Consider the following 20,828-nt stretch of genomic DNA (forward strand, 5'->3'; position numbering starts at 1 on the left):
TATCGGCAAAAAGCGCCGCGTCTACCTTCAGTCATTCCACTATAACCGGAACAAAATCCGCAAGCTTCTGGTGCTTTTCCCGATCAAGTTCCGGCGATCGGCGTCGTAACGTGCCGCACCACCGTTTCTGCGCCGGACACGTGGGGCGAATCGTCGGCCATGACGCGATTGCCGACCACCAGGCCCAATTCGCCGCGTGCCGGGACGCCCCATTCGCGGTCGTGATACGCCTGCATCGGCGGGTCGCCGTCAGCCCACTCGCATCGCGTGACGGGTCGCTTGTCGATCGTGCGCTGCATCCAGCGTTGGCGATGGCCACTCGCATGCTCACGCAGTCGGAATCGTGCCGCCATCGATCACATACTCGGCGCCGGTAATCGACGCGGCACGCGGGGACGCCAGGAAGGCGATCAGATTCGCCACTTCGCCGGGCGTCGACGGCCGTCCCAACGGAATGCCGCCGAGCGAATCCATGATGATCTGCTTGCCGCCTTCATAGTCGGTTCCCGCCTGCTCGGCGAGCCGTTCCGCGAAAGCGACGGCCGCTTCGGTTTCGATCCACCCGGGCGCAACACGGATCACGCGAATGCCCTTGGGCGAGACTTCCTTCGACAGGCTCTTGCTATAGGTGGAAAGCCCCGCTTTCGCTGCCGCATAGGCCGTGGTCGATTCCGGCAACGGAAGCGCGCGCTGGATCGACGTGACGTGAATGACGACCCCTGCGCGTTGTGCCAGCATGCCCGGCAACAATGCGCGGTCCAGTCGAACCGCGGGCAGGAGATTCAGGTTCAGTTCGTCCTGCCAAGCATCTTCGCTCAATGCAGCGAAACCTCCGGCAGGCGATCGTGAACCGCCCACGACGTGGACGATCACGTCGACGCCGCCAAAGTTGGCCATCACGGCCTCGGCCACTGCTTCACAGCCCTCGAGGGTCGCCAGATCCGCCGCGACGAAGATGTCGGCGGGCGTATCGGCCGGTGGCGTGCGCGCGGTGGTGAGTACCTTCGCGCCGAGTTCGCGGAACAAGCCGACGACGGCCTTTCCGACACCCATCGTCCCGCCCGTCACCAGGACGCGCTTGCCCTGCAATTCCAGCGTCATGGCCATCAGTGGATCTCCAGAGACCGGATCTGGTCGCCGGCCAGATCAAACACGTGATCGAGTTGCACCGGGCTTCCCGGGAAGTTGCCGTCGACCCTGGCTCTGACCGTCACGCGATCGCCATCCCGGGAGACGGCGACAGGCTCGACCGTGAACTCGAATTGCTCGCGCGACGTGCGTTTCCACGACTCGATCGCGTCGTGCCCCCGGTGCGTCCGGCCCTCGTCGACGACGACCGCATCCGGCGTGAAGCAGTGCGCGGCCCGACGCGTATCGGCGCCGTTGCTGAATTCGAAATAGGCGTGAATCGGGTCTGGCAGTAACAGCGTCATGTTTGCGTTCTCGCTATGGGCTTTCATGACGGACATTCTCGTCATAGACTAACCATTCCACAAGAACGCACTAAAAAGTAAGTGACTGAGCCATGGGAAAGGAATACACGCCGGCGACGGCTGCGCTTGGGGTAGAACAGGTGATTCAGCTGCTTGAAGGGCGCTGGAAATTGATCATCCTGTTCCATCTCTTCGACGGAAAAGTGCAGCGATATTCGGATTTCGAACGATTGATTCCTGGCATTTCCCAGAAGATGCTGGCGCAGCAACTGAGGCAACTGGAAGCCGACGGAATCGTGTCGCGAAAGCTTTATCCGCAGGTGCCGCCAAAGGTGGAGTACCGACTCACCGATTGGGGGCAGGCGTTGTGCCCCGCACTGGACGCCATGCTGAAATGGGCCGAGCAACGCGCGCGCTTCTCGTCATCACCCGAGTCGGCAGAATGACCGAGCCTGCCGGCTGATGCGCTGCACGCTGCCCGCCCCGTTCAAATCGCCACTTCGGGCGGTGCCTGGCGAAACAGCCGCGTGATCCAGCACAGATACACGAGCCCGAGCGCGAACCACACGACGCCGAGCACGAGCGCCGTCTTCTCGAGGCTCACGAGCAGCCAGATATCGGACACCGCACCGATCGCGGGAAAGACGAGTCCGCCGAACACGCCGATCCGGCGCTCGCCGTGATTGCCCGACAAATACAGCCGAATCACGCACAGATTGACGGCGGTAAAGGCAAGGAACGCGCCGAAGTTGATGAACGACGTCGAGGTGGCGACATCCAGCTTCAGCGCGATCAACCCGACGACGCCGGCCAGCGCGATGTTGATCGCGGGCGTCTTGAAGCGCGGATGAATGAACCCGAAGATGCGCTTCGGCAGGATTTCATCGCGGCCCATCGCATAGAGCAGCCGCCCGACGCTTGCCTGCGCGGAGATGCCCGACGCGAACTGCGCGAGGATCAGGCCCGCGAGGAACACGGTGACGAACAGGTCGCCGCCGATCATCTTCGCCACTTCGAACGCGGCCGAATCCGTATCCTTGAAATCGACGCCGGGGTGCGCGAGCTGCATCGTATACGCCGCGATCACGAAGATCGCGCCGCCGATCAGCGCAATCAGCAGGATCGCGCGCGGCATGTTCTTCTTCGGATCGATCGTTTCCTCGGTCAGCGTCGAGACGGCGTCGAAACCGAGATACGAATACGCGGCGATCGCGGCGCCGGCCATCGTCGCGCCGAACGGCACGTGCGGCTTGAAGAACGGCTCCGCCATCGCGATGCCGCCCGGCCCCGCCGCGGCCGACGCATAGTGCCAGCACAGCACGACGAACATCGCGACGATCGCCAGTTGCACGACCATCAACACGATGTTGAAGCGCGCGGCCAGTTCGATGCCGACGATGTTCAACCCGCTCGTCAGCACGATGAACGCGACGATCCAGATCCAGGTCGGCACATGCGGAAATGCCGCGTTCAGATACGCCGCACCGATCAGCCAGATCACCATCGGCAGGAAGAAATAATCGAGCAGCGTTGCCCAGCCGATCATGAAGCCCAGGTGCGGGTTGAACGTCCTGCGCGTGTACGTATAGGCCGAACCCGCGGCCGGATAGAGCCGCGCGAGCTTGCCGTAGCTGAGCGCGGTGAACGCGATGGCGACCAGCGCGAGCAGATAGGCGAGCGCGGCCGTATCGTCGCTGGCCTTCGCGAGCACACCGTAGGTACCGTAGACGATCAGCGGCGCCATATAGGCGAGGCCGAACAGCAGCACGGACGGCAGGCCGAGCGTGCGCTTCAGGCGTGCCGGTTCATGGGATGACGACGCTTGCATGTGATCTCCTGGGCCCTTGTGGGGCGATGCGAATGCCTGTGTGCCGTACGGGCCGGCACGTCAATGGGACGACCGGGCATGTGCAGGGCATCGCGCCCTGCTCCATGCATTGGATGGATCGCGGATCGTGACTACTCGGCGCGGTGACGGCACGCGTCGATCGTGAGCACGCGCCCGCCGTCAGCCTGTTCGACAGGCGACAGACCGAGCGCCACGCGTGCGTCGTGCAGATAGCTGTAATGCTCGCGGCTCGCTTCGAGGCGCGTCAGATCGAGGTTCGCCGGTGCGACGGCTTCGTCCCGGCCGAGTTCGATCGTGCTGTCGCCAAACGGATCGACCAGCGTGGACAGGCCCGCGAACGTCAGGTCATCGTCGCCGGCCCCGCAGCGGTTCACCATCACCGCGAACATCTGGTTCTCCATCGCACGTGCGGCGATCGCACGGCGATGCACGGGCCCGAACGGGTCCATGTTGCCGTTGGTGACGATCAGCAGATCGGCGTCGAGCGCGCCGATCGCGCGCGCCGTCTCGGGGAATTCGATGTCGTAGCAGATCAGCAGGCCTACCGTCAGGCCGTTCCAGGCGCAGGTCGCGAAGCGGTCGCCTGGCGTGAATACGCCGACATCCGACGCCCACAGATGGGTCTTGCGATAGCGCAGGATGATGTCGCCCCGCTCGTCGACGAGTACCGTGGTGTTGTAGAACCGTCCGCCGTCGCGCTCCGCGAGGCCCACCGCAACGGCCACGCCCGTGCGACGCGCCGCGTCGCGTACCGCCAGCAGCCGGGGGCCGTCGAGCGTCTCGGCGACCTCGGCGACGTTCTCCCGCGTCGGGAAACCCGACAGCGTCGTTTCGGGGAACACGATCAGTTTCGTGCCGCCGGCCACGTCGACGCGTTCGATCGTGTCGATCACCTTGCGCGTGTTGTGTGCGACATCCCCGTCGACGAGCGACAGTTGCGCGAGTTCTACCTGCATGAAGCCTCTCCTTCCAATCGCCTTTCATTGGCATGTCGTATGCGTTGCATGCGGGATGCAACGCGCGTCGAGCGAAGCGGTGCATAGCCCGCGGCCCGTCGAATTGAGGCCGATTATCGGGTTATTATTTTTGACCTGAAATTCCCCGCCAGGGTTACCCTCACCGGAGCACACGATGGACCTCGAATGGCGAGATCTCGCCTTTCATCGGGAGATTGGCTCGGCCATCGACGCCCTCGATGGCCCGCATTTCTGGGCGCGGCTCACGCGCGTGCTGGAGCGGCATCTCGACTTCGACAACTGGGTCGCGCTGCGCTTCGCGCGCGATGCGGCGCCGCTCGTGCTCGCCGAACAGGCGATGCCGGACGGCAAGATCGACCTGATGTTCCAGGACTACCTGGCCGCGCTCTACCAGCTCGATCCGTTCTATCTCGCCGCGTTCGAAACGCAGGCGTCGGGCTTCTACACGCTCGCCGACGTCGCACCGGACAATTTCCGGATGACCGAGTACTACCAGCGGTACTTCAAGAAGAACATCGTCGGCGACGAAGTGCATTTCAACGTCGTAATCGATCGCGATCACACGCTGGGCTTCTCGCTCGGCAAGACGAGCAAGTACGACGAGCGCGAGATGGCATTGCTGACGCTTTACACACCCTGGGTGCTGTCGTTGATGCAGCAGCGCCTGCGCTTCGAGACGTTCGTCGTGAACGAAACACCGCGCGCGAGGGAACATGAAGCGCCCGATCCGCACACGCGCTTCGGCATGCTGACCGGAAAGCACGGGCGCGGCGCGTTGACGACGCGTGAAATCGAAGTGGCAATGCTGTCGTTGAGCGGCTTCTCCACGCGGGCGATCGGGGAGAAGCTGTCGATCTCGTTCGAAACCGTGCGCGCGCACAAGAAGCACATCTACGCAAAGCTCGGTGTCGGGTCGCAGTCGGAACTCTTTGCGCTGTTCTACGATCCCGCGAGAGCCGGTGAATCCGCGTGATGCGAGCGGCGGCGTCGCGGCTCGGACACCCGCCTCGAACGGCAGCATGTACAGTTCATGCAACGTCCGGTCGTCGACGTTTTCCGAGATGGTCATCCGGTTCGTTTCCTGCTCGTTCGCGACGAGATGCTTCGCCATCGCGATCATCCCGTGCGACTGAACCGCCTGAATTTCAGCGACGCCCAGCGTGCCGGTCAGATACGGGTCCTCGCCCATGTATTCGAAATTGCGGCCGCCGACGGGCAATCGGGCCAGGTTCATGCCCGGTGCTTCGAACACATGAAGCGCGAGGTTCGCGCCTTCCTTGCCGATCACGTCGCCGAATTGCGTCGCCACCGCATGGTCGAACGATGCCGCCACCGCGATCGCGGACGGCAACGCAGTGGCTTTCGCGGACGCGGCACTCGTCAACGCCGCCGCACCGCTCGACGCCGAGCCGGCGGGAACGCAATCGTTCTGGCCGATCCCGACCGGGCCATTCGTGATGCGCAGCGTCGGGATGTGGTATTTCGGCAGCCCGGGAATGTGACGTGCACCGAAGCATTGCGGGAGCTCGGCGATTACGCCGGGGCCGCCCACCAGTTGCGCCTCCTTGTCGGGCAATGCCATTGCCGCCACGAGCAAGGCGGCGCGCTGCGCAGGCTTCAACGACGTATCCACCCAGTTTCTCGATGGTCTGCTTCAGGCGGAACTCCACTTCCGGCGAGAAGCGCTTGGTCCCGTTGACATATTTCGATACGGTCGCGACAGACACCCCGGCTGCCATTGCCACGTCCCGGATCGTCGCGTTCGCGCCTTTTTTCATATGTGTGGAATGTCTTGTATGGGAACGCCGAGTCGCTCGAGCATTTCACCGAGGTTCCAACGGAAACGGCTGCGGAGTCGCACCGGTAGCCTCCACGGCCGCGCGAACGCCGCCGCGCCCGCTGCCCGCGCCTTCAGCAGCAGTCCGTACGATATGGCGATATGCGGTCGGTGAATGCCCGGACATGCGCTTGAACGCGTTACTGAATGCGCTTTCGGACGAGTAACCGAGCGACTGCGCAAGCAGGGCCACCGGGATGTCCTCGTCGCGCAAACGGCGCTCCGCAAGACGCATGCGCCACTCTCCCAGATAGGTCAGCGGCGCGACACCGGCGCTCGCCCTGAAGTGAGAAGCGAACGTGGTCCGTGACATCGCACACGCGGCGGCAAGCTCATCCAGATGCCATGAACGCGCGGGGTCGCCGTGCATCAACCGCAGTGCGGGTGCGATGCGCGGGTTGCCGAACGCGCGCAGCCATCCCGTCAAGGACGCGGACGTTTTCAAATGGGCGCGCAATATCTGAATGAAGAGCAGCTGTGAAAGCTGGGCCGATACGAGTTGCGCGCCGGGCAGATCGGCCGCACGCTCTTCCACGAGTTGCTCGAGAAGCCAGCGGACCTTCACTGCCTGCGGCGATGCGGCCGGTACGTGAATCCATGGCGGCAGAACGTCCGACAGCAAGCTGCCGGTGACCGGATCGAGCAATACGTGCCCGCCGATCTGCGCGAATTCATCGCCGTTGCCGAGTTTCACCGTCGACCTTCCGGCGCCCGAGAACAACGCCATCGCGTCGACGGGTGGCACGCAAGGATCACTTGCGAGGACGAACGAGCGTTTCGCCGTCAACAATCCGACGTCACCGCTTCCAAAGCGGATAGGCGTTTCTTCTCCGTCGATGGAGACCCAGCACGTGCCCTTCACCACCGCAAAGAACTTGATCTTGTCGGGTGCCGGAAATCGCACAGCCCAAGCGCCGCCGGCGGAGAAGCCTCCCGTCGCCAGCGATTCGGCGTTCGTGAGCCTCAGGATGTCGGAGAAGGGGTCGTCACTCATCATCGTACTGTCGCGCAAGTAAATCGCACTATAGAGCATTAACAATGCTGCAGGCCGGGCCTTAACCTTCCGGTTCTTCGTCCCGGACAATCAACGACATGAACAGCAATACCCACGATGTATCGGTTCTCGTCACGGGCGGCACCGGCTTCATTGCACAACACTGCATCCTGGCGCTGCTGAATCGAGGCTATCAGGTACGCACCACCGTTCGCTCGCTCGCACGCGAGACGCAGGTGCGCGCACAGCTCGAAAGAGGCGGCGCGGAACCCGGAGGCCGTCTGTCATTCGTCGAGGCGGATCTCCTCGCCGACGACGGCTGGCAACAGGCCACTGCCGGCTGCACCTACGTCGTACATGGCGCGTCGCCCACGCCCACCGGCACGCAGACGAGCGAAGACGACTGGGTCAAGCCCGCCGTGGCAGGCACGCTGCGTGTGCTGCGTGCGGCGCGGGACGCCGGCGTCAAGCGCGTCGTGCTGACCTCCGCTTTCGGCGCGATCTGCGCCGGGCATGGGCCAATGCGCCGCCCCTTCGACGAGACCGACTGGAGCAACCTGGCGGCCGCCGATGTCTGGCCTTATCAGAAGTCGAAGACCTTGTCGGAGCGCGCGGCCTGGGATTTCGTCGCGCGAGAAGGACGCGGCATGCAACTGTCCGCGATCAATCCGGTGACGGTTCTCGGCCCCGTGCTCGGCGACGACTATTCGCATTCCATCCGCCTGATCAGGGGCATGCTGGACGGCCAGCCCGGCAATCCGCGAATCAATTCCGGCTTCGTCGACGTGCGCGATGTCGCCGACCTGCATGTGCGAGCCATGACCCACGAAGCCGCGGACGGCGAGCGCTTCATTGCCATTGCAGGCGAAAGCATGTGGCTCGCCGAAGTCGCGCAAGTGCTCAAGGCGCGCATGGGGGACGCCGCGCGCCATGTGTCGACCCGGGTGCTGCCCGACTGGCTGGTACGCATCGGCGCGCTCAGGGATCCCGCGCTGCGCGGATCGCTGCCGCTGCTCGGCCGCAATCTGAACGCCACCAGCCAGAAGGCCATCAGCTTGCTCGGCTGGTCGCCCCGCCCGCGCGAGGACGCCATCGTCGCCACGGCCGAAAGCCTCGTGCGCCTCGGGCTACTGCGCGATGCCGGCCGGCGATAGCATGCGCGCCACCTGCCTCCGCCGAGATCTTGTTTCGGCCTGACGATACGACGGGCAATAGAATGCGCTGCCGGGGCCTGTCAGCAACCTGCGGGGCGTTTACTGAAGTCGTCGGAAGCCAGAAATGGCGGAAGGCAGCCAGAGTCGAACTGACCCGGGAGTGTCTGACACCCCCAACCGGGTTTGAAGCCCGGCCGTACCACCGGATACGAATGCCTTCCGCGGGAAAAAGAAACCGAAGAACAACGAGCGCCTACGCCTGAATACCCGCCCAACCGCTGTCAGGCCGCAGGTAGTGAAGATCGCGGTGGAAGCGAGTATACCCAACCCGATCGAAGAACTCGAGAATCTGGATCGCGCGCTTGCGACCGAGCCCCGTCGCGTCGCGGAACGTCGCGGCATCGAGCCCGCCGCCGCGCGACGGCGCGAGATGCGCGACCAGCTCCGCCAGCTCGCGCGCGATGTCCGCGTGATAGAACAGGTCGCGCACGACCTGGTGCACGTCGCCGCGCCGCGCAAGCTTGCGCAGCAGCGTGCGCACCGCATCCTCGGCCGCACCCGTGTCGCGGGCCAGGTCGCGCACCCACGGCGGATCGAAGCGCCCCGCGTGGATCAGCGGCAGCAGTTGCCGCGCCAGCGCTTCCTCGCGCGGCTCGAGGCTCACCGAATGCGACGGCAGATGCAGCCACGGCCCGCTGCGCGCGACCTCGCCGCCCGTCACCAGCGCATCGACGAGCGCGCGCCACAGCGTATCGCCGACGAGCGGCGCAGCCATCCGTCGCAGGCGTGCGGCGTCGAGCCCCTGCTCGTCGGGCATGCGTTCGTGGTACGCGCGCAGCGTGTCGACCGCCCGCGTCTGCAAGGCCCGCCAGTGCGCATGCGAAATCACCGCGCCTTCGTTCGCCGCGGCATCGCGTTGGCCGATCGCCAGCGCATCGTCCGGCAACGCCAGCGCATCGGGTGCGAATCCCGTCAGATGCGTGAGCGTCGCGCGCGCCATGCCGAGCGGCGCCTGCGCGAGCAGCGCATCGAGGCGCCCTTCGTCGAGCCACGCCGCGAGCGCATCGAGCCACGCGCGGCGCGCCGGCGTACGGCGCTTGCGGGCCGGCCCGAACGGATCGAGCACGCGGCCGCCGCCGACGGTGCGCGTCGCCTGCGGATTGCGGACGATGAAGCGGTCGCCCGGCAGCGCGAACACCGGCTCGTCGAATACCAGTTGCACGCGCATCCGCTGGCCGGCGGCGAGCGTGTCGCCGTCCAGCAGCGCGACGTGGGCCACGCGATGCAGCGTGCCGAGATGCACGTGCAGCGGCGCCCAGTGCGTCAGCGTCAGCCCGGCGTCCGCGAGCAACGTCAGCTCGACGTCCAGGCGCGGCGACGTCGCGACGAGCCGCGCATCGGCGACGGTGTCGCCTCGCTCGATGTCTGCCTTGTCGACGCCGGCCAGGTTCAGCGCGCAACGCTCGCCCGCGCGGCCGGCCTCGACCGGCCGGTTCTGCGCATGGATGCTGCGCACGCGGGCCGCGCCGCCCGTGCGCACGATCGCGAGCGTGTCGCCGGTCGCGACGCGGCCCGCGAACGCGGTACCCGTCACGACGGTGCCCTGCCCGGCGAGCGTAAACACGCGATCGACCGCGAGCCGGAACAACCCGTCGTCGCGACGCGTGCGCCACGCGATCGCCGCGTCGGCCAGGTGCTGCTTCAACGCGGCGACGCCGGAATCGTCGGCCGCCGTTGCACGCGTTTCGAAGATCGGCACGCCGGCCAGCGTCGAGTCGTGCAGCCAGACGGCGATCTCGTCGCGCACCTCGGCAACGCGCGCGGCATCGACGCGATCGCATTTCGTCAGCGCGACGGCGCCATGCGTGACGCCGAGCAGTTGCAGGATCGCGAGATGCTCGCGGGTCTGCGGCATCACGCCGTCGTCGGCGGCGATCACGAGCAGTGCGAAGTCGATGCCGCACGCGCCGGCGGCCATCGTATGAATCAGCTTCTCGTGGCCCGGCACGTCGATCAGGCCGAGCACGTCGCCGTTGCCGAGCGGCGTATACGCGTAGCCGAGTTCGATCGAAATGCCGCGCGCCTTCTCTTCCTTCAGGCGATCGGTGTCGACGCCCGTCAGCGCACGCACGAGCGTGGTCTTGCCGTGGTCGATGTGCCCCGCGGTCCCGACGATCATGCAGCGGGCCCCGCGAGCGGCACGCATTGCGCGACGAACGCCGCTTCGTCGGCTACTTCGAGGCAGCGCAGATCGAGCCGCAGCGCGTTGTCGGCCACGCGGCCGATCACCGGGCGCGGCCATTCGCGCAGCCGTTTCTCGAGCTGTGCGAGCGCGCGGCCGCTGCGCTTGCCGTCCGCCGAGCGCACCACGAGCCCGGCGCTCGGCAACTGGTCGACCGGCAGCGCGCCGCTGCCGATCTGGCTGAACATCGGTTCGACCGTCACGTCGAAACCGCTGCCGAACGCAGCCTGCAACGCAGGCCGCACCCGTTCGGCCGCTTCTGCGATCTCGCGCTGCGGGCGCGTCAGCAAGCGCAGCGTCGTGAGGCGCTCGCGCAGGAATTCGGGCGACTGATACAGGCGCAGCACCGGTTCGAGCGCCGCGAGCGTCAGCTTGCCGACGCGCAGCGCACGCTTGAGCGGATGCTTCTTGATCTTCGCGATGAGCGCGCGATCGCCGACGATCAAGCCGGCCTGCGGGCCGCCGAGCAGCTTGTCGCCGCTGAACGTGACAACGTTTGCGCCGGCGGCGACGGTTTCCTGCACGGTCGTCTCGTGCGGCAGCCCCCATTGCGACAGGTCGGCCAGCGTGCCGCTGCCGAGATCGACGGCCACCGGCACGCCGTGCTCGCGCGCGAGCGGCGCGAGTTCGGCGAGCGTCGCCTCCTTCGTGAAGCCGCTGATCGCGTAGTTGCTGCAGTGCACCTTCATCAGCAGCGCCGTGCGCGGACCGATCGCATCCGCGTAGTCGCGCAGATGCGTGCGGTTGGTCGTGCCGACCTCGCGCAGCTTCGCGCCGGCGCGGCTCATGATGTCGGGAATGCGGAATGCGCCGCCGATCTCGACCAGCTCGCCGCGCGACACGACGACTTCCCGCTTCGTCGCGAGCGCCGACAGCGTCAGCAGCACGGCCGCCGCATTGTTGTTGACGACGGTCGCGGCTTCCGCGCCCGTCAGTTCGCACAGCAGAGCGTCGATCAGGTCGTCGCGATCGCCGCGACGGCCGGTAGCGAGATCGAACTCGAGGTTGACGGGCCGCGTGAGCACGTCGACCACCGCGCGCACCGCGTCGTCGGGCAACAGCGCGCGTCCGAGATTCGTGTGCAGCACGGTGCCGGTCAGGTTGAACACGGTGCGCACGGCGCCCGCATTCTGCGCGGCCAGGGTACGCGCGACGGCGGCGGCAATGCGCGGCTCGTCGAGCGGCTCGGCCGCCGCGGGATCGCGCTGCGCGGCCGTGCGCCAGCGTTCCAGTTCGGCGCGCACGGCGTTGAGCACGCGCGTGCGGCCATAGTCGGCGACGAGCGGCTGCAGCGGCGCCGACGACAGCACGCGCTCGACCGACGGCACACGCGCCAGCACGGCATTCAGTTCATTCACACCCGGTTCGGTCACGTCGTTGTGGCTCCAGTCTCATGCTTCGCAGTCGGCCGGGGACGGCGCTCGCGCACCGCCCCGGCCCCGTGCCGTCAGTCCGCTTCCCGCGACACGTCCGGCCACAGCAGCGGGTTCGGCGAACTGCGCTGGTAGCCGGCCTCGTTCATCAGCAGGTCGAGCGTGAGACTTGCGAGATCGTCCGCCAGCGGCTCGAACTCGTAGTCCTTCTCCTGATAGCCGATCTTGCGATAGGTCTTGCACTCGTCGCACGATTCGGCCTTGACGGCTTCGCTGCCGCCTTCGATCCCGTGATACGCGATGCCCTTCGTCGAATCGCAGTGCGAGCACTTGGTGCGCACCATGTGCCACTCGGTCGTGCACAGCCCGCACTGCAGGAAACGGTAGCCCTGATACTGGCCGCCGACCCGCACGACGCTCGCGACCGGATGCGTGCCGCACACCGGGCACAGCCCCGGCTGGTCGAGATACGGGACATCGGTGGGCGTCACGCGGCTCGCGAGGTCAGTCCATACGACCTGCAGCGCGGCCATCAGGAACGGCGCGGTGGCCGGATCGACCTCGGCGAAGCGCAGCGCGAGGATCGCATCGGCCTGCGCGTCGAGCTCGGCGGGCGCCATCAGGCGCAACCGGTCGAGCAGCTTCGCGAGCTGCGGGTTGACGAGCCCGGCGCTTTCGACGCGGTCGAGCAGTTCATACAGCACGGCGCGCCAGCGCGCATCGCGTTCGCCGTCGAGCGCCGGCACGAGCGGCATCGAATGTTCCTGCGCGCGTGCGATCGCTTCCTTCGACGGCAGCGGCAGCTCCAGCGCCTGCAGCGTCGCGTGCTGCGCGTCGGCGACGGTGGCCATCAGCCGCAGGTAGCCGCTGATCGGGTTCAGGTCGGCCAGCTTGCGCAGCCGCGCGGCGCGCGCCGCGAACGCGGTCGCGCGCTCCGGCAGGCGAAAGCGCGGAATGGCCGAATGATCGAGTGCCGAGATCTCGGTCGGCTCCAGAATGCGTTGTGTCACGAAAATATCTTCCAAGGGGGCTGTTTGCGCATGGAACGCGCATGCGTTGCCACGAGAAGGGCCGCTCGCGAGGCGCGCGACGCAGCGAATACTGACGTATTCGCAAGGAGCGCAACGTGGCGAGCGGCCCTTCTCGTGGCAACCCGTGTCTAATTATCCATTTTAGGGGAATGCCCGAAATCGCCCACATGGCGGCGTCGCTCGTCACTTGTTTGGCTCGGCCAAACGGCGCTCCTCACTCCTTGCCCTGCGGGCGATTTCGGGCATTCGCATGCGCGTTCCATGCGCAAACAGCCCCCAACTAAGCGCCGACGAATCGGCGCTTTCGGGCGATTCCTGCGGGGGCGGAGCAGCACGCCGCAATCGGCGTACCGCCCCGCTCCGCTGCGTTATTTCACGCTTTCACGGAACCACTTCGGGTGATGCTTGCGGGCCCAGCCCAGCGTGACGGTGCCGCGCACCATCGCACCGATCGAACCCTTCACCCACAACGCCGCGTAAATGTGCACGATGATGCTCGCGATCAGCACGAAGGCCGCCACGGCATGCACGACAGCGGCCGCGCGGATCACCCCGATCGGGAAGTAGAACGAGAAGTAGCGCCGCCAGATCACGATTCCCGACAGCAGGAGCAGCAGCAGGCACGCCACCAGCGTGAAGAATAGCAGCTTCTGTCCGGCGTTATAGCGCCCGACCGCCGGCAGCTTGTCTTCCTGGTTGGTCAGCACGTCGCCGATCTGCTTCAGCCATTGGCGATCGTCCGCGTCGAGCGCATTGTGGTGCCAGAAGCGCACCACGAGAATCGCGAACGACACGAACATCACGAGGCCGACGAACGGATGCAGGATCCGCGTCCACTGGCCGCCGCCGAACAGCGCGGTCAGCCAGAACATCGACGGATGGAACAGTGCGAGCCCGGACAACGCGAGCAGCACGAACGTGATCGCGGTGATCCAGTGGTTCGTGCGCTCGTTCGGCGTGTAGCGGACGATCAGGTTGGGGTCGTCGTGGTTCATTTCGCGTCCTCCTTGATGCGTCGTGCCTCGTCGCGGGCAGCGGCTTCTTCCTCGTCGGTGACCTCGTTCGGACCGACCCGCGTGTAGTGGAAGAACCCGGCCAGCGCGGTCAGCGCGAGGCCCGCGACCGCGAGCGGTTTCGCGATGCCCTTCCACAGCTTCACCATCGGGCTGATCGACGGGTTGTCGGGCAGCCCGTGGTACAGCGACGGTTTGTCCGCGTGGTGCAGCACGTACATCACGTGCGTGCCGCCGACGCCCTGCGGGTCGTACAGCCCCGCATGCTCGAAGCCGCGCTCCTTCAGGTCCTCGATCCGCTCGGCCGCGTGCTGCTTCATGTCCTCCTTGGTGCCGAACACGATCGCGCCCGTCGGGCAGGTCTTCACGCAGGCCGGTTCCTGGCCGACCGCGACGCGGTCGGAACAGAGCGTGCACTTGTACGCGCGATGATCCTTCTTCGAGATCCGCGGCACGTTGAACGGGCAACCGGTCACGCAGTAGCCGCAACCGATGCAGTTCTCCTCGTGGAAGTCGACGATCCCGTTGTTGTACTGCACGATCGCGCCCGGCGACGGGCACGCCTTCAGGCAGCCCGGGTCCTCGCAGTGCATGCAGCCGTCCTTGCGGATCAGCCACTCGAGGTCGCCCGCCGGGTTCTCGTATTCGGAGAACCTCATGACCGTCCACGAATGCTCGCTCAGGTCGGCCGGGTTGTCGTACACGCCGACGTTGGTGCCGACTTCGTCGCGCAGGTCGTTCCACTCCATGCATGCCGTCTGGCATGCCTTGCAGCCGATGCACTTCGATACGTCGATCAGCTTCGCGACGCTCCCGGTCACCGGTTCGCGCACCGTGGGCGGTGGCGTCGTGGTGGCCGAGACCCGCTTGATATCCAGCGATTGCAATGCCATCTCTTCCCCCTTACGCCTTTTCGACCTTCACCAGGAACGACTTGAATTCCGGTGTATAGGAGTTGCCGTCACCCACGGACGGAGTCAGGGTATTGGCGAGATAGCCGGGCTTCGTCAGACCCTTGAAGCCCCAGTGCAACGGGACGCCGACCGTCTGGACCTTCTTGCCGTCGATCGTCAGCGGCTTGATCCGCTTCGTCACGAGGGCGACCGCGATGATGTAGCCGCGCTTGGACGACACCTTCACGCGCTCGCCATGCGCGACGCCGACTTCCTTCGCGAGGTCTTCGCCGATCTCGACGAATTGCTCGGGCTGGATGATCGCGTTCAGCCGCGCATGCTTGGTCCAGTAGTGGAAGTGCTCGGTCAGCCGGTACGTGGTCGCCACGTGCGGGAAGTCCGCCACCTTGCCGAACGACGCGCGGTCGTCCGGGAACACGCGGGCGGCCGGGTTGTTCAGCGCCAGCGGGTTGTTCGGGTGCAACGGGTTCGCGCCGAGCGGCGTCTCGAACGGCTCGTAGTGCTCGGGGAACGGACCTTCGTTCATCCCCGCGCGGGCGAAGAAGCGCGCGACGCCTTCCGGATTCATGATGAACGGCCCCATCCCGTTTTCGGGCGGTTCGTCCGCCTTGAAGTCCGGCACGTCGGCGCCCTTCCACGCGCTGCCGTTCCAGCCGATCAGCTTGCGGGTCGGGTCGAACGGCTTGCCCGCGACGTCGCACGACGCGCGGTTGTACAGGATGCGCCGGTTCGCCGGCCACGCCCACGCCCAGTTCAGCGTCTGGCCGATGCCGGTCGGGTCGGAGTTGTCGCGCCGCCCCATCTGGTTGCCGGCCTGGGTCCACGCGCCGCAGAAGATCCAGCAGCCGCTCGCGGTCGTGCCGTCGTCCTTCAGTTGCGCGAACGCGGCGAGCTGCTCGCCCTTCTTCACGAGCGTCTTCGCCGGGTCCTTCGGATCGGGCAGATCGGCGAGCGCTTTCCCGTTGAACTCCATCGCCAGTTCCTCGGGCGTCGGGCTCTCCGGGTTCGCGTACGGCCAGGTCAGGTTCACGATCGGGTCCGGATACTTGCCGCCGTCCTTCTGGTACAGCTTGCGCATGCGCAGGAACAGCCCCGACATGATCTCGAGGTCGCTCCTCGCTTCGCCCGGCGGCTCGGCGCCCTTCCAGTGCCACTGCAGCACGCGGCTCGAACTCACGAGCGAGCCGTTTTCCTCCGCGAAGCAGGTGGTCGGCAGACGGAACACCTCGGTCTGGATCTTCGACGCATCGACGTCGTTGTAGTCACCGTGGTGCTTCCAGAACTCGGACGTCTCGGTCGCGAGCGGATCCATGATCACGAGCCATTTCAGTTTCGCGAGACCCGCCGCCGTCTTCACCTTCGACGGCGCCGCCGCGAGCGGGTTGAAGCCCTGGCAGATGTAGCCGTTCATCTTGCCGGCATTCATCAGCTCGATCGCCTGCAGCAGGTCGTACTGCTTGTCCAGCTTCGGCAGGTAGTCGTAGGCCCAGTTGTTCTCCGCGGTGGCCGCGTCGCCCCACCACGACTTCATGAAGCTGACGTGGAACGCCTTGTAGTTCTTCCAGTAACTGAGCTGGTTCGGCCGCAGCGGTTCCTGCACGCGCTTCTTGATGTACGCGTCGAAATCCTGCTCGGCCTGCATCGGCAGCGTCATGTAGCCCGGCAGCAGGTTCGACATCAGCCCGAGGTCGGTCAGCCCCTGGATGTTCGAGTGGCCGCGCAGCGCGTTCATCCCGCCGCCGGCGATGCCGATGTTGCCGAGCAGCAACTGCACCATCGCGCCGGTGCGGATGATCTGCGCGCCGATCGAGTGGTGGGTCCAGCCGAGCGCGTACAGCACCGTGCCGGCGCGGCCGGGCACGGCCGTGGTCGCGAGCATCTCGCACACCTTCAGGAATTTCTCCTTCGGCGTGCCGCAGACCTGCTGGACCATCTCCGCCGTATAGCGCGCGTAGTGCTGCTTCAGCAGGTTGTATACACAACGCGGATGCTGCAGTGTCGGATCGACCTTCGCGAAGCCGTCGTCGCCGCGCTCGTAGTCCCAGCTCGATTTGTCCGGGTACGCGTGCTTCTCGGCGTCGTAGCCGGAATAGATGCCGTCGTTGAACGCGAAATCCTCGCGCACGATGAACGAGAAGTCCGTGTAGTTCTTCACGTACTCATGCTGGATCTTGTCGTTCGTCAGCAGATAGTTGATGACGCCGCCCAGGAAGACGATGTCGGTGCCGGTGCGGATCGGCGCGTAATAATCGGCCACCGAGGCCGTACGCGTGAAGCGCGGGTCGACGACAATCAGCCGCGCCTTGCGGTGCGCCTTCGCCTCCGTTACCCACTTGAAACCGCACGGATGGGCCTCGGCTGCATTGCCGCCCATCACGAGAATCACGTCCGCGTTCTTGATGTCGACCCAATGGTTCGTCATCGCTCCACGGCCAAACGTCGGGGCAAGACCTGCCACCGTCGGGCCATGTCAGACACGCGCCTGATTGTCGAATGCGAGCATCCCGAGACTGCGGATGGTCTTGTGCGTCAGGTAGCCGACCTCGTTACTGCCCGCCGACGCAGCCAGCATGCCGGTCGTGAGCCAGCGGTTGACCTTCGCGCCGTCTTCGGCCGTCTCGACGAAGTTCGCGTCGCGGTCGGCCTTCATCAGCTTCGCGATGCGGTCGAGCGCGTCGTTCCACGAAATGGGTTCCCACTTGTCCGAGCCGGGCGCACGATACTCGGGGTGCGTCAGGCGGTTCGGGCTGTGGATGAAGTCGATCAGGCTCGCGCCCTTCGGGCACAGCGTGCCGCGATTGACCGGGTGGTCGGGATCGCCTTCGATATGGATGATGCTCGGCTGCGCATTCTTCGCGCCGTCTCCGAGGCTGTACATCAGGATGCCGCAACCCACTGAACAGTAAGGACAGGTGTTGCGCGTTTCGACGGTGCGCGCCAGTTTGTACTGTCGGACTTCGGCCAGCGCTTCGGACGGAGAAAAGCCCATCAGGGCAAGACTCGATCCGGCAAGCGACGTGGCCGTCACCTTCAGGAACTGGCGCCGGGACATTTGTAGCATGGCGGTCTCGGCGTTATTGTGGGGTGGGGTACGACTGAAAGGAATTATAGACAGTTCAGGCAACTATGATCGAATCCTCGGATCAATACCGATTTGTCCGATTAACTGAGATGATCCGCGTTCCGCGCGCAACCGAACCGTCATGAAACGACAGATCACTTCCGAAGCCACCCGCCTCGCCCAGCAGCAGGCCAACTGGGCCCTCACCGCGTTCAAGCGCTTCTCGTCCGACCGCTGCTCCGCGATGGCCGCGGGCATCGCGTTTTTCTCCGCGTTCTCGCTCGCGCCGACCCTCGTGATGGTGATCGCGGTGGCCGGCTGGTTCTACGGCGACGACGCCGCGCGCGGCCAGGTGTTCGAACAGGCGCACCAGCTGATCGGCGACGACGCGGCGGCCAGCATCCAGACGATCGTGCAGAACGCGCACCGCGCCGGCGAGCGCGGCGGCCTCGCCACGCTGATCTCGTTCGCCGCGCTCGCGATCGGCGCGTCGGCCACGTTCGCGTCGCTCAGCGCCGCGCTCAGCGTGATCTGGCCGGCCACCGAAAGCCGCTGGTCGAGCATGCTCGGACTGGTGCGGGTCCGGCTGATCTCGTTCGGGCTCGTGCTCGGCGTCGCGTTCCTGCTGATCGTGTCGCTCGTGCTCGACACCGCGATCACCTTCGTGGGCACCTGGCTGCTGGGCGATTCGCCGTACGTGGTCGTCACGAACCTCGTGCAGTTCTTCGTCGGCATCGCGGTGCTCGCCGCCGCGTTCGCGTCGTTGATGAAATTCCTGCCCGATGCGCGCGTCGCGTGGCGCGACGCCGCGATCGGCGGCATCGTGTCCGCGATCCTGTTCTCCGGCGGCAAGAAGCTGTTCGCGCTGTATCTCGCGCATGCGGGCACCGCGAGTGCGTTCGGCGCGGCCGGATCGTTCGCGGTCCTGCTGATGTGGCTGTACTTCTCCGCGATCGTGCTGCTGCTCGGCGCGGAGTTCGCGGCGGCCCGTGGCAACGCGCATCGGCCGGCCGAGCATGCGGCGCCGGCCGCGCCGGCTCCAGCCGCTCGACCCGGTCACGCCGACGATCGCCCGCGCGACGACTGATTGCGCCGCCCTGAAACGGGCCGCGCATCGATCTCGCGCGCCCAGGCACACCCTCCCGCTCCCTTGCAACCCCGGTGTCCGCCGCGCATTCGCGCGGCGTCGACGCTTTCTTTACACGTTGGCGCACGCACACCTGCAACCGCAAACGTTTGCACACCCTCTTTTCCTTGCTGCAACGGGCCGAAACAGGGGTTGTGTCGCCATGCACGTCAGCTATTGAAACAATCGCAGCGCAGCAATTGTCAACTATTTCATAAACAGGAACAGTCTCTGATGTGCTTGATATATATGGACTTTTTCCTGCTGTTACCTTTTCGAGACACTTTATTTTTTAAGCTTTCTTGCGTGTATGGCACTGAGCTATTCTCCAATCCGCAACAAATAACGATGAATCACTTGCGTGGAGAAACTCAACGATGAAGAAACTTGCTCTCTCGACCCTCTCGCTCGCCCTGCTGGGCGCGGCCGGCGCTGCTCAAGCTCAGTCGAGCGTCACGCTGTACGGCGTGATCGACACGTCGATCACCTATGTTCACGGTAACGATGGTCAAGGTAACAATTCGTGGTCGATGGGTAGCGGCAACCTGCAAGGCAGCCGCTTCGGCCTGAAGGGTTCGGAAGACCTCGGTGGCGGCCTGAAGGCGATCTTCCAGTTGGAAAACGGCTTCAACTCGGCATCGGGCGCACTGGGCCAGGGTGGCCGCATGTTCGGTCGTCAAGCCTTCGTCGGCCTGCAAAGCGACCAGTACGGTACGCTGACGCTGGGTCGCCAGTACGACCCGCTGGTCGACCTGGTCCAGGCAGTCACGGCTGACAACTACTTCGGCAGCGTGTTCGCCACGCCGGGTGACGTCGACAACAACGACAACAGCCTGCGCGTCAGCAACGCGATCAAGTACACGTCGCCGGTCTGGGCAGGCCTCCAGGTCGAAGCGCTGTACGCACTCGGCGGCGTCGCCGGCTCGACCGGCAAGGGTCAGACGTGGGCGGCAGCGGCAGCGTACAACAACGGCCCGCTCGGCCTGGCTGCAGGTTACTTCCACGCGAACAACTCGGCTCCGCTGAGCGCAGTTGGCCAGCGCACCGGCTGGGCCGGCACGTCGGACGCGATCTTCGACGGCTCGGGTAACTTCATCAACAACGCGTACACGTCGGCATCGTCGATCGGCATCGCGCAAGTCGCTGGCCAGTACGCATTCGGCCCGGTGACGTTCGGCCTCGGCTACAGCAACGCGCAATACAAGGCGGATGCGAACTCGGGCTTCGGCACGAACCAGAAGTACAACACGGGTCGCGCATTCGTCACGTACCAGGCATCGGCACCGCTGCTGCTGGGCGTCGGCTACATCTACACGAAGGGCAGCGGCCAGACGGACGCCAAGTACCACCAGGTTTCGCTCGGCGCGGACTACTCGCTGTCGAAGCGTACGGACATCTACCTGGTTGGCGCGTACCAGCACGCAAGCGGCAAGAACGCCGACGGTACCGATGCGCAAGCGTCGGTCGGCTCGTACGGCATCGCCGGCAAGAGCTCGCAGGAAATCGTCGCACTCGGCCTGCGTCACAAGTTCTAAAAACGAAGTATCCGGCGTGCCTGGCGTCTCCGACGCCTTGCCGCCGACCTGGAAAGCCAGCCCCGGTTTCGGCCGCGGCTGGCTTTTTTTCGTCCGCGCCCCGTGGCAGGCCGACATCGCCTGCAGGGCCGCCGCGCCCGAGCCGACACCCCGACATAGGTGGGCACGCCCGCAGCGGCGCCTGGCGGCTGCAAGGTGCCCGCGACACCGTTTCCTACGCCCGGCGAGGTCGCCGTTTCCCGGCAGGACGACTACTATCCGCACAGCCGGCATCGCCGGCTCAACCGAA

General features: G+C 65.6%; 17 protein-coding genes, 1 tRNA gene and 2 pseudogenes. 5 read left to right on the top strand and 15 right to left on the bottom strand.

Going from position 1 to position 20,828, the window contains the following annotated elements; all coding sequences use genetic code 11:
• Window positions 1–83 precede the first annotated feature (83 nt).
• Genes JMF86_RS22550 through JMF86_RS22560 form a run of 3 tightly spaced genes read right to left on the bottom strand, consistent with a single transcriptional unit; the run spans window position 84 to window position 1,433 of the window.
• A complete protein-coding gene (locus JMF86_RS22550; protein WP_226292317.1) occupies window positions 84–299 on the bottom strand; it encodes a DNA-3-methyladenine glycosylase I in 216 nt (71 codons plus the stop codon).
• Window positions 300–327: 28 nt separating this feature from the next.
• Window positions 328–1,107 (bottom strand): SDR family oxidoreductase, encoded by a 780-nt coding sequence (locus tag JMF86_RS22555; protein ID WP_011548062.1) that lies wholly within the window; start codon window positions 1,105–1,107, stop codon window positions 328–330.
• A complete protein-coding gene (locus JMF86_RS22560; RefSeq protein WP_041489489.1) occupies window positions 1,107–1,433 on the bottom strand; it encodes a nuclear transport factor 2 family protein in 327 nt (108 codons plus the stop codon). Before JMF86_RS22560 ends, JMF86_RS22555 begins: the two co-directional genes overlap by 1 nt.
• 92 nt (window positions 1,434–1,525) lie before the next feature.
• Here JMF86_RS22560 and JMF86_RS22565 point away from each other — a divergent pair, with 92 nt between their 5' ends.
• Window positions 1,526–1,879 carry a helix-turn-helix domain-containing protein gene (locus tag JMF86_RS22565; RefSeq protein ID WP_011548064.1) on the top strand — a complete coding sequence of 118 codons (354 nt, stop codon included), beginning with the start codon at window positions 1,526–1,528 and terminating at the stop codon, window positions 1,877–1,879.
• 41 nt (window positions 1,880–1,920) lie between these two features.
• On the opposite strand, the gene JMF86_RS22570 is transcribed toward JMF86_RS22565, so the two are convergent.
• Window positions 1,921–3,261 carry an APC family permease gene (locus JMF86_RS22570; protein WP_011548065.1) on the bottom strand — a complete coding sequence of 447 codons (1,341 nt, stop codon included), beginning with the start codon at window positions 3,259–3,261 and terminating at the stop codon, window positions 1,921–1,923.
• A gap of 131 nt (window positions 3,262–3,392) precedes the next feature.
• A complete protein-coding gene (locus JMF86_RS22575) occupies window positions 3,393–4,238 on the bottom strand; it encodes a carbon-nitrogen hydrolase family protein (protein WP_011548066.1) in 846 nt (281 codons plus the stop codon).
• 175 nt (window positions 4,239–4,413) lie between these two features.
• Between JMF86_RS22575 and JMF86_RS22580 the strand changes: the two genes are divergently transcribed.
• Complete coding sequence (locus JMF86_RS22580) at window positions 4,414–5,232, top strand: response regulator transcription factor (RefSeq protein WP_011548067.1); 819 nt, start codon at window positions 4,414–4,416, stop codon at window positions 5,230–5,232.
• A 78-nt stretch (window positions 5,233–5,310) separates the two neighbouring features.
• Here the strand turns inward: JMF86_RS22580 and JMF86_RS22585 are convergent.
• The 3 genes and pseudogenes from JMF86_RS22585 to JMF86_RS22595 all read right to left on the bottom strand — a co-directional run.
• Window positions 5,311–5,841, bottom strand: a pseudogene (locus JMF86_RS22585) (glycoside hydrolase family 3 N-terminal domain-containing protein); the annotation flags it as partial.
• Window positions 5,842–5,890: 49 nt separating this feature from the next.
• Window positions 5,891–6,037, bottom strand: a pseudogene (locus tag JMF86_RS22590) (LacI family DNA-binding transcriptional regulator); the annotation flags it as partial.
• Between the two features lie 45 nt (window positions 6,038–6,082).
• Complete coding sequence (locus JMF86_RS22595; RefSeq protein WP_011548068.1) at window positions 6,083–7,129, bottom strand: AraC family transcriptional regulator; 1,047 nt, start codon at window positions 7,127–7,129, stop codon at window positions 6,083–6,085.
• A gap of 59 nt (window positions 7,130–7,188) precedes the next feature.
• Between JMF86_RS22595 and JMF86_RS22600 the strand changes: the two genes are divergently transcribed.
• Entirely contained in the window at window positions 7,189–8,244 is a 1,056-nt protein-coding gene (locus tag JMF86_RS22600) for an aldehyde reductase (protein ID WP_011694684.1), read from the top strand.
• A gap of 125 nt (window positions 8,245–8,369) precedes the next feature.
• On the opposite strand, the gene JMF86_RS22605 is transcribed toward JMF86_RS22600, so the two are convergent.
• The 7 genes from JMF86_RS22605 to fdnG form a co-directional block, all read right to left on the bottom strand.
• Window positions 8,370–8,465 (bottom strand) — tRNA-Sec (locus tag JMF86_RS22605).
• A 32-nt stretch (window positions 8,466–8,497) separates the two neighbouring features.
• The gene (selB, locus tag JMF86_RS22610; protein WP_011548070.1) at window positions 8,498–10,423 is read right to left on the bottom strand and encodes a selenocysteine-specific translation elongation factor; all 1,926 of its coding nucleotides are present in this window, start codon (window positions 10,421–10,423) and stop codon (window positions 8,498–8,500) included.
• Window positions 10,420–11,859 (bottom strand): L-seryl-tRNA(Sec) selenium transferase, encoded by a 1,440-nt coding sequence (gene selA, locus JMF86_RS22615; protein ID WP_011694683.1) that lies wholly within the window; start codon window positions 11,857–11,859, stop codon window positions 10,420–10,422. Before selA ends, selB begins: the two co-directional genes overlap by 4 nt.
• 74 nt (window positions 11,860–11,933) lie before the next feature.
• Window positions 11,934–12,869: a formate dehydrogenase accessory protein FdhE gene (fdhE, locus tag JMF86_RS22620; protein ID WP_012338470.1), complete on the bottom strand. Its 936-nt coding sequence runs from the start codon at window positions 12,867–12,869 to the stop codon at window positions 11,934–11,936.
• 389 nt (window positions 12,870–13,258) lie between these two features.
• Window positions 13,259–13,885, bottom strand: a complete 627-nt coding sequence (locus tag JMF86_RS22625) for a formate dehydrogenase subunit gamma (protein ID WP_011548072.1) — start codon at window positions 13,883–13,885, stop codon at window positions 13,259–13,261.
• On the bottom strand, window positions 13,882–14,796 hold the full coding sequence (gene fdxH / locus JMF86_RS22630) for a formate dehydrogenase subunit beta (protein ID WP_006479309.1): 915 nt from the start codon (window positions 14,794–14,796) through the stop codon (window positions 13,882–13,884). Before fdxH ends, JMF86_RS22625 begins: the two co-directional genes overlap by 4 nt.
• A 10-nt stretch (window positions 14,797–14,806) precedes the next feature.
• Window positions 14,807–17,878, bottom strand: coding sequence for a formate dehydrogenase-N subunit alpha (gene fdnG / locus JMF86_RS22635; RefSeq protein WP_079999363.1), 3,072 nt, complete (start codon window positions 17,876–17,878; stop codon window positions 14,807–14,809).
• A gap of 142 nt (window positions 17,879–18,020) precedes the next feature.
• Between fdnG and JMF86_RS22640 the strand changes: the two genes are divergently transcribed.
• Window positions 18,021–18,965 carry a YihY/virulence factor BrkB family protein gene (locus JMF86_RS22640; protein ID WP_011548074.1) on the top strand — a complete coding sequence of 315 codons (945 nt, stop codon included), beginning with the start codon at window positions 18,021–18,023 and terminating at the stop codon, window positions 18,963–18,965.
• A gap of 416 nt (window positions 18,966–19,381) precedes the next feature.
• Complete coding sequence (locus tag JMF86_RS22645) at window positions 19,382–20,539, top strand: porin (RefSeq protein ID WP_011694681.1); 1,158 nt, start codon at window positions 19,382–19,384, stop codon at window positions 20,537–20,539.
• The last annotated feature ends 289 nt before the right edge of the window (window positions 20,540–20,828 follow it).

Source organism: Burkholderia sp. E168m15, assembly GCF_016586105.1.
Lineage (GTDB): Bacteria > Pseudomonadota > Gammaproteobacteria > Burkholderiales > Burkholderiaceae > Burkholderia > Burkholderia orbicola.